The organism is Micromonospora echinofusca (genome assembly GCF_017614955.1).
GTDB classification, from domain to species: domain Bacteria; phylum Actinomycetota; class Actinomycetes; order Mycobacteriales; family Micromonosporaceae; genus Micromonospora; species Micromonospora echinofusca_A.
On the sequence record NZ_WVUH01000043.1, the window covers coordinates 18,518 to 30,312 of the forward strand.

General features: G+C 73.3%; 6 protein-coding genes. All 6 read right to left on the reverse strand.

Translation table 11 applies throughout. The annotated features are described in order from the left end of the window. Nucleotides 1–268 precede the first annotated feature (268 nt). On the reverse strand, nt 269–688 hold the full coding sequence (locus GSF22_RS07955) for an acyl-CoA thioesterase (RefSeq protein WP_208812390.1): 420 nt from the start codon (nt 686–688) through the stop codon (nt 269–271). Further along, nucleotides 685–6,345: a type I polyketide synthase gene (locus tag GSF22_RS07960; protein WP_208812392.1), complete on the reverse strand. Its 5,661-nt coding sequence runs from the start codon at nt 6,343–6,345 to the stop codon at nt 685–687. The genes GSF22_RS07955 and GSF22_RS07960 overlap by 4 nt, the downstream gene beginning before the upstream one ends. Continuing rightward, nucleotides 6,342–7,340 carry an RnfABCDGE type electron transport complex subunit D gene (locus GSF22_RS07965; RefSeq protein WP_208812393.1) on the reverse strand — a complete coding sequence of 333 codons (999 nt, stop codon included), beginning with the start codon at nt 7,338–7,340 and terminating at the stop codon, nt 6,342–6,344. The genes GSF22_RS07960 and GSF22_RS07965 overlap by 4 nt, the downstream gene beginning before the upstream one ends. After that, nucleotides 7,337–9,202: a CRTAC1 family protein gene (locus GSF22_RS07970; RefSeq protein WP_307803827.1), complete on the reverse strand. Its 1,866-nt coding sequence runs from the start codon at nt 9,200–9,202 to the stop codon at nt 7,337–7,339. The genes GSF22_RS07965 and GSF22_RS07970 overlap by 4 nt, the downstream gene beginning before the upstream one ends. A gap of 68 nt (nt 9,203–9,270) precedes the next feature. Further along, entirely contained in the window at nt 9,271–10,224 is a 954-nt protein-coding gene (locus GSF22_RS07975; RefSeq protein WP_208812397.1) for a DUF1702 family protein, read from the reverse strand. 186 nt (nt 10,225–10,410) lie between these two features. Next, nucleotides 10,411–11,742 carry an aminotransferase class V-fold PLP-dependent enzyme gene (locus tag GSF22_RS07980; protein ID WP_208812399.1) on the reverse strand — a complete coding sequence of 444 codons (1,332 nt, stop codon included), beginning with the start codon at nt 11,740–11,742 and terminating at the stop codon, nt 10,411–10,413. Nucleotides 11,743–11,795 lie beyond the last annotated feature (53 nt).

The following is an 11,795-nucleotide window of genomic DNA, read 5'->3' on the forward strand; positions in this document are numbered from 1 at the left end:
CCTCGCTCTAGACAGCGAAAGGCCCCGATCCGACGGATCCGGGCCGCACCGCTTGCGGTGGCAAAAGGTATAGCCAGTTAACCACAGGTGGTGGCGGTCGGGAAACGCCCTGCGAGGTGCAGATCACCGGCTGCTATCAAATTGTCCACACGATACGGACCGACGACGCCGACGGGATGGCGCAGGTGACGTCACCTGCGCCACCGTCGACAGTCGGGTCCGGCGGCCGGCCGGTCGCTATAGGAAATGGCGGCGACCGGCCGGCCGGTCATGGCGCGAACATCTCCACCGCCCGCGCCAGTTCCTCCGGTACGGACACCGGTACGGTCCGGTCCCCGTCCCGCCGCATACACGCCACGGTCTGCCGGCCGATGGCCACGGTGACGTCGTCCCGGCAGAACTGGAAATCCATCTCGACCCGGTTGGCGCCCTTGCCACGCAACGTCATGCCGACGTCGATGACATCGAGCCCGAACGACTCGGCGTAGTAGTCCATCGCGCAGGAGACGGTGACCAGGGCCAGTTCTCCCGACTGCACGGCCTTGAGCACGCCCGGCGCGTGGTCGAGCAGGAACCGTTCCCGGCAGTGTCCCTGCCAGTGCAGGTAGTGGGCGAAGTACACGTTGCCCACCAGGTTGGTCTCGTCGAACGTGACCAGATGACGGTAGTGGTACACGGGTGTGGTCATCGCTGCCCTCCATCGATCGCCACGGCCACCGTCACCGGGGCCGGTCCGCCGGCCACCGCGACCCGGGCGACGAGCACCTGGGTACCGTTGCTGCGCACCACGACCAGTCCCGGTTCGACGACCTGGTCCAGGCGCAGCGGCTGGGTCGCGGGTCGTTTCGGCAGCCGGCGCAACGCGGCCTCGGCCACCTGCACCCGCAGCACCGCCACCTCGACCGGCTCGCCGGTCTTGTCCGCGATGTCCAGCGCGAGCCGGTCCGGTGCCGGATCGGTCTCCCCCATGGACGGGCCGGACAACCGCCAGTCGAACGCGACCGGTCGGGGCGCCCGGGCGCCGATCACCCCCCAGCCGGTCCGGTACGTGGCCACCGGCCCCGACCAGCCCGGCACCGTCCGGGCCGGGGTGGCCGTGGCCCCCGGCAACGACCAGATGTCGATGTCGTCGGCCACCTCGCACTCGATGAGCCGCCGGGCCAGCGACGGGCCCATCGCCGCGAACGGCAGCGGATCGTTGCGGTGCGGGCCGACCGCCCGCAGGTGCAGACCGGTCCAGGTGGCCACCGGCCGGCCGTCCGGGTCGTGCAGGTCCACGTCGAAGACGTACTCGTCGGCGGTGTGCGACCGTTCGGTCGCGCTGACCAGGACCGGCCCGTCCACCGGACGCCAGGCGGTGAACCGCTCGACCGCGACCGGCAGCGCCCGGCGGTGCGGTACGCAGGCCAGCAGGACGTGGATGCTGGCGTCCAGCACCCCCGGATCACCGAGCAGCAGTTCCTGACCGTGGAACTCGGAGAACCACCGGGCTGCCGGGTCGGCGTCGACCCAGGCCCGCACGGCGAACGCCGACAGCCACTCGTAGCTGGTCAACCGCTGGAACCGGCCCTCGTGGAAGAGCACCGGACCGTAGAACGCGTGCGGCCGGTCCAGGGCGCTGACCGGGGTACGCGCCCCCACCGGGGCCGGAGGTTCGCCGGCCGGGGCGACGGTGGCCCGGAACCGGGTACCGGCGAAACCATCGCTGTCGTCGCGGAGCACCACCTCGACCTCGTCCGGGTCGTGCGCGGCGCCGAGGGCGGCGGTGCGCAGGGTCCGGGCCGCCCGCTCCGGCACGGTGATCGGCGCGGTGAACGCGGCGTCCCGCAGCGACCAGACCTCCCGGGTGCCCCGCAGGGTGGCAGTGGCCTGGGCCATCGCCTCCATGCCGAGTACGGCCGGGAACACGGCGGTGCCGTCCAGCCGGTGGTCGGCCAGGTACGGGTCGGAGCCGACGGTGAGGCTGCTCTCCAGCACCACCTCCACCGAGGGCAGCAGGTCGTGCCGCTCCTCGGCGAACCGCAGCGTGCCGGTGGGCGCGACGGTGGGCGTGGCCAGCGCCGGGGTGGCCGGGAACCGGCTGGTCACCAGGACGGTGACCGGGGTACCCGGATCGGCGAGCAGGTCCCGCAGCACCGCCTCGCCACGCTCCGGGTCGATCGGGGTGACCCCCTGACGGCGGAGCCCGTCGAGGGCGCCGAGCCGGACGCCCATGCCCCGGTCGGCCCAGACCGACCACTCCAGTACGTGCGCCCGGCACCCCGGGTGCCGCTGTGCCCAGCGCTCCACCTCGATCCGCATCCAGTCGTTGGCCAGGCAGTACTCCGGCTGCCCGGCCAGACCGCAGCGGCCGATGATGGAGCCGTAGGCCAGGACCAGCTTCAACCGGTCGCCGGCGGCGTCGAGCAGGTGACGCAGCCCGTCCACCTTGGGTGCCAGGGTACGGCGCAGACCGTCACCGTCCACGTCGGACATTCGGCGGGGTTCGTTCACACCCGCGCCGTGCACCAGGGCGGCCACCGGGCCGTGCACCGCGGCGGCGGCCAGTGCGGCCGGTACCGCCTGCGGGTCGGTGACGTCGCAGCTGACGTAGTGCGCGGGTACCCGCTCGGCGAGCTGGGCCAGCCCGGCGCGGACCCGGGGGTCGTCGGCGCTGCTGCGGCCGAACACCACCAGCACGGCGCCGGCCTCCTCGGCCAGTACCGCCGCCGAGGAGGCGGTGATGCCGGTGACCCCGCCGGTGACCAGGACGACGTCCCCGGCGGACAGGGGCAGCGGTTCCGCGCCGGCCACCGGTCGCACCATGGTCTGCGAGCGCAGGATCCCGCCCTGCGGGTCCATCCGCAGTTCCAGGTAGCCCCGGTGGTCGGCCACCCCGAGGTCGGTCAACCGCTGTCCGGGCGGCACGTCGACGACGGTGGCGGCGCAGCCGGGGATCTCGGCCACGGCGCTGCGGGCCAGCGCGGCGGCGGCCGGGTGGTCGTGGTGGACCACCAGCAGCCGGTCGGGCTGTTCGGCGCCGATCAGGGCCATCAGGCCGGCGATCCGGGTGGCGGTGTCGCCGGGCGGGGCGGTGGTGTCGGCGGCGACGTCGGGTAGGACGACCGCCAGGCCGTGCCGGATCCTCGGCCCGTTGGCCGGCGCCTCGGCGGCCACGTCCGGCAGCCAGTGCCCGTCCGGGGCGTGCACCTGCCAGCTCACCGGGGTCCGGGCCGGTCCGGGCCGGTACGGCACCCAGCTGTGCGCGAACACCCGCACGTCGGGGCGTACCCCTTCCACGGTGTCGCTCTCCCCGGCGGCGTCGGGCAGGTCGGCGAGCAGTTCGGCGGCCCGGCCGACGGTGGCGCCGGCCAGTTCGGCCGGCGGCTGGCCGGGTACCTTGCCGAGCGAGCCGGCCAGTTCGGCGAAGGTCTGCACCACCTGCAACGAGTTCAGGTGCAGGTCGCCGAGGAGGCTGGCGTCCGGTCGGATGCCGTCGAGCGGCAGCTCCAGTACCCGGGACAGGTGCCGGCGCAGGGCGCCCAGCGGGTCGCTGCCGGCGGCCACCCCGGCGGGGCTGTCCGTACCGGCGACGGGTGCGAGTGCCGACTCCCGGGCGGAGCACAGCCGGTCGCCGGCCGGCAGCGCCACCGAGGGCAGGGTCTCGCACTGGTTCTCCAGCAACGCGACCGGCTGGCCGGGAAGCATCGACCGGGCCGGTCGCCCGGCGAAGAACGGCGCCGGATCGCCCGCACCGGTGGCGGCGAGCACGGCGGTGACCCAGGCGTGCCGGCGCTGCGGGCCACCGCAGTCGAGGCTCACCGTGGGCAGGGTGACCCCGCAGTCGGCGGCCAGACCGGCGAGGATGGTGCCCGGCCCCACCTCCACCAGCAGGTCACACCCGGCGGCCAGGTGGGTCACCGCGGCGAGGAACTCCACCGGCCGGGTGAGCTGGTCGACCAGCAGGTCGGCCAGGTCCGTGCCGGCCGGCAGCGGTGCTCCGGTGGTGGTCGAGACGACCGACCGGACCGGCTCGCGCCAGGTCAGCTCCCGCAGTGCGGCCCGTAGCGGCTCGCCGACCGGGTCCATCGCCGGGCTGTGGAAGCCGTGCGAGACCGGAAGCTGGCGACCGGCTACCCCGTCGGCGGCGGCCCGGGCCAGCACGGCGCGGACCTCGTCGACGTGCCCGGCGATGGTGGTCTGTCGCAGTCCGTTACGACCGGCGACCACCACCGCCGCGTCACCGATGAGCTGCCGGGTCTGGCCGACGTCGGTGGCCAGGCTGGCCATCGTGCTGCCGGGCAGGCCGTGTTCGGCCATCAGCCGGCCCCGGGCGGCGGCCAGGGCCAGTCCGTCGGCGGCGGAGAGCGCGCCGGCCCAGACCAGGGCGCTGATCTCGCCGAGGCTGTGTCCGGTGGCGGCAACCGGCCGGCAGCCGAGCGCGTCGAGCCAGGCCACCCCGGCCAGGCTGGACCGGACCACCGCCGGTTGGGCCTGTTCGGTGGCGACCTCGCCGTCGCGGACCACCAGCCCGTCGGGGAACGCCGGCACGTCGAGCCGGCGGGCCCAGTCGGGCAGGTCGGCGCGGACCGGGGCGGCCTGCCCGGGGAAGAGCAGTCCCACCCGGGCCGCCGGGCCGTGGGCGACGACCGCGCCGGCCCGCTCGTCGAGCGCGAGCGGGCCGGCGAGGTCGGCCAGCAGGTCCCGGGCCCGCCCGGCCGCCTCGGCGAGCTGGGTGGGCCGGGCCGCGATCAGAGCGGCCCGGTAGGCGTCGTCGCCGGCCAGCGTGTGACAGGTGACGGCGAGGTCGTGCAGTTCGGCCCGGCTCAGCCGGGCGGCCTGTTCGGCGAGGGCGGCGAGCCGCTGGTCCAGTTCCGCCCGGTCGGCCGCGCCGAGCAGCACGATGTCGTGGTCGGGCAGCGGGGCGGCGAGCCGGGCGAGGGTCGCGGCCGGGGCCACCGGGCGGCCCGGGTCCGCCCCGGCGAGGACGACGTGCGAGTTGATGCCGCCGAAGCCCATCGACGACACGGCGGCGACGGTGTCCGGCCCGGTCCACTCGCGGGGTTCGGCGAGCACCTGCACCGGGCTGCCGCCGTCGCGCAGCAGCCCGTGCGGGCTGTCGCAGCCGGTGGTCGGCGGCAGGACCCGGTGGTGCACGGCGAGGGCCGCCTTGATCAGTCCGGCCACCCCGGCGGCGGCCTTGGTGTGGCCGATGTTGGCCTTGATGCTGCCCAGGGCGGCCGGGGTGGCGCGACCCGGTCCGGTCAGGACCTCCCGGAGGGTCTCCAGTTCCACCCGGTCGCCGACCGCGGTCCCGGTGCCGTGTCCCTCCACCAGGCCGACCGTGGTCGGGTCGAGGCCGGCCATCGCGTACGCCCGGCGCAGCGCCTTGACCTGGCCGTGCGCGGCCGGACGGGTCAGCCCGCCGGAGCCGTCGGAGGAGGTGCCCCAGCCGACGATCCGGGCGTAGCTGCGCAGTCCCAGCCGGTCGGCCTGCTCGGCGCGCATCAACGCGACCATCCCGCAGCCCTCGCCGGGCAGGAAGCCGGTCGGGTCGGCGTCGTACACCCGCATCTCGTCCACGGCGAGCGCGCCGACCCGGGCGAACCCGACCAGTTCCAGCGGGTCGAGGCTCAGGTCCACGCCACCGGCGATGGCCAGGTCGAGTTCGCCGTCGCGCAGGGCCCGGCAGGCGGTCATCACCGCCAGCAGGCTCGACGAGCAGGCACCGTCGACGGTGTAGCCGGTGCCGTGGAAGTCGAAGTGGTTGCAGATCCGGCCGGCGATGGTGTTGGACAGCGACCCGGCGAGGGTCTCGTCGTTCGGTTCGGCGAAGGTGGACCGGACCAGGTGCTCCAGTTCGGCCAGGGCCAGGGCGGCCCGGTCGTCGTCCACCCCGGCCCGGTCCATGGCCAGGGCGGCGGCGCTGCGCAGGAACGGCAGCCGGGCGCGGACCGTCCAGGACCGGCTGAACTCACCGGTCAGCGAGTTGCCGATGACCACCCCGACCCGGTCCCGGTCCACCCCGTCGCGGTCCAGGTCGTCGGCGTGCAGGCCGGCGTCGGCGAGCACGTCGGCGGCGGTGGCCAGGGCGAGCCAGTGGCTGTGGTCGGCGGAGCGGTACAGCGGGCCGGGGATGCCGAAGCGTTCCCGGTCGAAGGTCCAGTCCCGCAGCAGGCCGGCGTGCGTCACGTAGGTGACGTCCGGGTCGTCCCGGTCGCCCCGGTAGCCGACGCCGAGGCGCTGTTCCGGCAGGAGCCGGAAGCCCCGGCGGCGGCCCAGGACGGTCTGCCACAGTTCGTCGGGGCCGGTCGCGTCCGGGTACCGGCAGGCGATCCCGACGACCGCGATCGGCTCGGTGTTCATCCGCCGGCCCCCACGGGTGTCGGCGACCCGCCGACGGTGGTGGCCGCTGCGCCGGTGCGGTGGCGGGCGACCAGCAGGACCACGCCGCGCATCATGCAGGTGATCACCAGGGCGAAGAAGAGGCCGAAGGAGATCCCGGAGACCACCAGGATGCCGTAGACCGCGGCGGCGGTGAGGCCGAAGATGATCTGCCCACGGACCTTGGTGGGAGTGGTCCCGGGGTCGGTGATCATGTAGTTGGTGAACAGGATGAAGGCGAACCCGGTGATCGGCAGCAGCGCGCCGATCAGGGTGTGGTCCAGGATCAGCCAGCGCAGCACGGCCTGGGCGACGAACCCGCCGACCCAGGCGAGGATGAGCGGGCTGCGCCGGGTGAGCTTGGCGTTGAGCATCGTGCCGAGCATCAGGACGCCGAGCGGGAGCAGCCAGTCGACGGCGCCGGAGATGTTGTTGGTGAAGTGGTACGGCGGCGCGATGCCGACCCACGGGAAGAGCACCAGGGTCAGCGCGATGCCGGCGTTGGACGGGTTGAGCACGTGCCGCAGCCGGTCACCGCTGCGCAGCCGGATGACGTACTTGCTGACGTTGGCCACGGTCACCGCGAACAGGTACGGCCAGAGCGACGAGTTGCCCCACAGCAGCATGCCGCAGGCCAGGCCGGCGATGTGGGCGGGCAGCAGGAAGGTGATCAGCTCGTGGCGTCCGCCCGCGTACTCGGGCCGGCGCCCCCGGGCCCGGGAGTCCAGCCACTCCATCAGCAGCGCCACCGCGTAGCTGACCAGCACGGAGAGGATCGGGGTGATCGGGGACTGCTCGAAGCCGAGGAACACGTGGCCGAGGATGTTGAACACGGTGATGGAGAGGGCGAACCGGCGCAGGGCCTTGACCCGGGGGGTGACGACGAAGGTCGGGGTGGTCGCCGGCGTCACCGGGGCCGCCGGGCCGGCGACCTGGTCGGGAGCTGCGGCGTTGCGGGGCTCCGCCGTGGTTGTCATCGGACTACCGCCGTTCCGTCGGGGTTGAGCAGGACGGTGTGGCGCCCTGCGGTGAGGGTGATCTCGGCGCGGTGCACGCCGTTGGCGTCCCGCCAGGACACGGTGGCCGGTACGCTGCCGCTGGCCGGCAGGGCCAGGTGCAGCTCGGCGGCGGAGACCCCGGCGTGGCCGTTGGCCGGGAAGAGCTGGGCGCGGCGGCTGCCCTCCGGGTCGCGTACCTCGATCTGGGCGCCGATCGCCGGGCGGGTGCCGGTGCCGGCGGGCAGCTCCAGGCGCAGCCCCACCCCGGGGGCCGCCTTGCCGTCGTTGAGCAGGACCCGGGAGTCCTCCCACTGGTTGGCGACCAGCACGTCCAGTCGACCGTCGCCGTTGACGTCACCGAAGCTCAGCCCACGGGACACGTCCGGGTCGTCGATACCCAGCTCGGGGGCGAGGTCGGTGTACCGACCGTCGGAGTTGCGCGCCCAGAACGGGTTGTGCTCGTGGCCGGAGAGGTCGGCACCGGGTACGAAGTGCGGCCAGGTGGCCGGGAAGCGCAGCAGGTCGTCGTTGCCCATGGCCAGTTCCTGCAACTGGGGCCAGAAGTTGGTGTCGCCCTTGACGAAGCCGGTGGCCTGCATCAGCTCGTCCACGCCGTCGTTGTCGAAGTCACCGGACTTGACGTCCCAGGCCCATCCGGAGCGGGACAGGCCGAGCTGTTCGCTGCGGTTGGTGAAGGGCACCTCCCCGGCGAGCAGTTCCTTGCCGTCGCCGGTGGGGACGAAGGCGAAGTTGCTCTCGTGCAGGGCGAAGTTCGTGGTGATGTTGCTGACCACGATCATCGGCAGGGCCTTGCCCCGGTCGTAGGTGAAGGTGACGCCCATGCCCTTGAACGAGTCCCGGCCGAGCACCTGGGACTTCGGGGTGACCATGTCCCGGTCGCCGAGCACGGCCTCGAGCCGTACCTGGCCGGGCGTGGACCTGTTGACCAGCAGGTGGTCCGGGCCGAAGTCGTTGCCGAGGTAGATCTCCGGCAGGTGGTCGCCGGTGAGGTCCTGGAACCCGATGGCCAGGGTCCAGGACGTCGAGGCCCGGGCCGGGATCGCCGCGCTGGCGTCGGTGAGGGCCGGTACGGTGTCCGGCTGGCCGGTGGGGCGGGCCAGCAGGAGCTGGTTGCGGCCGGCGTTGGCGGCCAGGTTCATCGAGTGCTGCATGGCGATGCGCTGGTCGTCGCGGGCGTCCGGGTCGAGGATCCGGGCGCCGTCGGGGAAGTAGTTGGCGACCAGCACGTCCAGGTGTCCGTCGCCGTCGACGTCGGCGACGTTGAGCCCGGTGGAGTTCCACGGCTGCACCGGGGTGACCAGTTCGGCGGGGCGGAACCCGGCGGCGGTCGGCACCACCGTCGCGCCGGCCGCTGCCGGTCCGGCGGTGTTGAAGAAGACGATCGGCGAGCGGCCCCAGTAGTAGACGATGATGTCCTGGTCGCCGTCGGCGTCGAAGTCGGCGGGCACGCAGCCCATCGGTGCCATCGTCCGGTCGTAGGGCAGGCTCCCGGCCTCCAGCCTGACCGGCTGGTAGTCGGGACCACCGGCCTGCGGGACGGCGCGCAGGGTCACCGAGTCGTCGCGCGGGTCGACCAGGCAGGCGTCGGCGGGTCGGCCGAGACCGCGCAGGTCGGCCAGGCCGACCGCGGCACCGACCGCGGAGATCCAGCCGCTGAGTCCGCCCAGGGCGGGTGCCACGTCGCGGACGAGACGGGCCCCGGCCGGTGCGCTGTTGAGCGGGTACGCCGTGAAGGCGAACCGGTCGGCCAGGCTCTTCAGCTCTGCGGCGCTGGTGCCGGGCCGGGCGACCAGCACCGCCAGGACCACACTCAGTGCCACCCCCACAACTTGGGGAAGGAATCGCCGAAGGGTCTTCGGCATGTGTCTCACCTCCAGGGAACGTGGGCTCAGCGGGGGTCGGCGACCAGGGCCCGGAGGCGGGACTTCCACTCCAGGTACGCGGCCAGGTGCGGCGACGATTCGAGGTCCCGGGACGTCTCGGTGGTCCACCGGTGCACGGTGTGCACGTCGGTGCCGAGCAGCCGACGGCAGACCTCCTCGGTGTGCGGCGGGACGATCCCGGAACGGGCCCGGGCCCCGACCGCGAAGGTGACGCCCTGCCGCAGGTAGGGCAGGTGACCGGCGGCCAGGGTGGCCAGCCGGTCGATCTCGTCGCCGTCGGCGGCTCCGGCGTACCCGCAGGCCAGCCCGACTCCGCTCCACAGGTGCGGTCGGGCGGCGGGCGGCTGGTCGTCGATCACTGCGGCGATGCCGTCGACGTCGGCGGACTCGACGAACCACAGGGCCCGGCCGGAGCCGGCGACGGTGGCCGCCCACCGGTCCGAGACGGGGCGGCGGGCCCGTCGGCGCAGGGCCGGCAGGCCGCCGAAGAACGTCTCACCGAAGCCGGCGCCGTCCAGGGCCAGCCAGCGCATCAGCGGGGCCCGGGGCAGTCGGGGCAGCGGCAGCCGCATCGGCGCGAGGGTCCAGCCGGCGCCGACGTGGATCAGGTGGATGTACCGGTCCCCCGGGCCGGCGAGCAGCTTCTCCACGGCCCGGGCCCGACCGGCGGTGCAGAGGTCGAGCTGCGAGGCGAACATGGCCGCGCCCTCGTAGGCGAAGCCGCGCTCCGGGTCGGGTACCCCGGCCAGGACCTCGTGCCGGTCCCGCCAGTGCAGGGCGGCCAGGTTGAACCCGGTCAGGAAGCTGTGCGCGTGCTGCTCCAGAATGGCCCGTGACGCGGGCCGGTCGAGCCGGAACCCACGCCGCTGGAAATCGGCCATGCGCATCGGCAGGGGTAGCCGTGGCATGGCCTTCAGATCTTTCTGCTGTGACGCGGTCTGCGCGCTTTTCTGCGACACATTGGCCTCCCCGGCAACTTACCCCGCAACGCCTTTGGTATCAGCAAATATTGAACGTGGTCAAGGTTCCCGCCAGTCATCTGTCGGGGCTCTGTCAGCGTTCAGAAACATTTCCGTCGACCCTTTGGAACCTCCCCAGGTCAACGGCACTGCCGACGACACCCGGTGCCCTGCCGGCGGGGCCGGTCAGCGGCCGAAACCCTCCGCCACCTTCCGCATCGCCTCCACTGCCTGGTCGATTTCTTCCCGACTGTTGTAGAGATGCGGCGAGATCCTGATGGCGAAAGTCGGTGGCTGACCCTGCGGAGCGAATCCCACACATTGGACAGCGATCCCGTGTTCACGTTGCATGCGTGTTTCGAATTCCATGAAACGAGCAAATTCGGAGAGATCAGCAGGGTCGCTGAACGGCTGAAATGCCACGATCGAAGAATGCAACCGGCGGTCGTCGTGCGGGCTGAGGAGCCGGTCGGCGCCCCAGTGCTCGATGACACGTTCCCTCAGGTGGTCCCCCAACCCCAGCACGTACCGCTGCACCCGCTCCCGACCGAGCCCGTCGAACAGGTGCGCGGCGGCGGCCAGCGCGGCGGCGCGGGAGAGGTCGGCCGAGTCGGTCTGCTGGAGCAACGCCCCCAGGTCGTAGGCCGGCTCCCGGGAACTGTCCCGGGGTGGCAGCACCCCGTCGACCGGGTAGGTCAACGACACCACCGGCCAGAAGGTCGGCAACGGCGCCGGGTTGTGCTCCGGCAGTACCCGGTTGCGGGCGTACAGGATGCCGCTGCCCAGCGGGCCGCACTGGTACTTGCCACCGGAGGCGCTGAGGAAGTCCACCCCGGTGGCGTGCAGGTCCAGCACGAACTGTCCGGGCAGTTGCGCGCCGTCGACCACCGACACCAGGCCGTGCCGCTGGGCCAGCTCGGCCAGCTCGCGCGTCGGGAAGGTGGTACCGATGGTCAGGCTCACCGCCGGCCACTGGACGACCCGGGTCCGGTCGGTGATCGCGGCGGCGAACATCTCGACGATCTGCTCGGCCCGCTGGGCCGGCCCGACCGGCGGGTCCAACCGGCGCAGCACCACGCCCCGCCGCTGGGCCAGCAGCGCCAACGGCGACCGGACGGTGAAACACTCGTGGCTGGTGGTCAGGATCTCGTCGCCGGGGCCGAGGTCCAGTCCGTGCAGGATCCGGGTGGTCGCGTCGGTGGCGCTCTGGGTGATCGCGATCTCGTCCGGCGCGCAGCCGTAGCTGGCCGCCAGCGTGCTCCGGGCGGCGGTCAGGGTGGTGTCCGCGTACGGGTCCCGGGGGTTGCGGGCGTACTCGCGGTCGGCCGCCCCGAGCAGCTCCAGCACCGGCGTCGGGACCGAGCCGATCGCCGCGGTGTTCAGGTACGCACCCCCGGTGTCCAGCGGGAAGAGCTGTCGTACCCGCCGCCACTCGGCCGGATCGGTCAGCGGTACCGGGTCGGTGCGCACCGGGCCGGCACCGGTCGTGGCGTCCCCGCCGGTTGCGTGCTGCGCCATCGAAGTCCTTTCGTCGGCCCGGCCCGCCACCGGACAGCGGGGCCTGGGCGGGG

Excerpts from the sequence above, each read along its gene's own strand:
- GSF22_RS07955 (WP_208812390.1), bottom strand. The coding sequence starts at position 688 with ATGACCACACCCGTGTACCACTACCGTCATCTGGTCACGTTCGACGAG.
- GSF22_RS07960 (WP_208812392.1), bottom strand. The coding sequence starts at position 6,345 with ATGAACACCGAGCCGATCGCGGTCGTCGGGATCGCCTGCCGGTACCCG.
- GSF22_RS07965 (WP_208812393.1), bottom strand. The coding sequence starts at position 7,340 with ATGACAACCACGGCGGAGCCCCGCAACGCCGCAGCTCCCGACCAGGTC.
- GSF22_RS07980 (WP_208812399.1), bottom strand. The coding sequence starts at position 11,742 with ATGGCGCAGCACGCAACCGGCGGGGACGCCACGACCGGTGCCGGCCCG.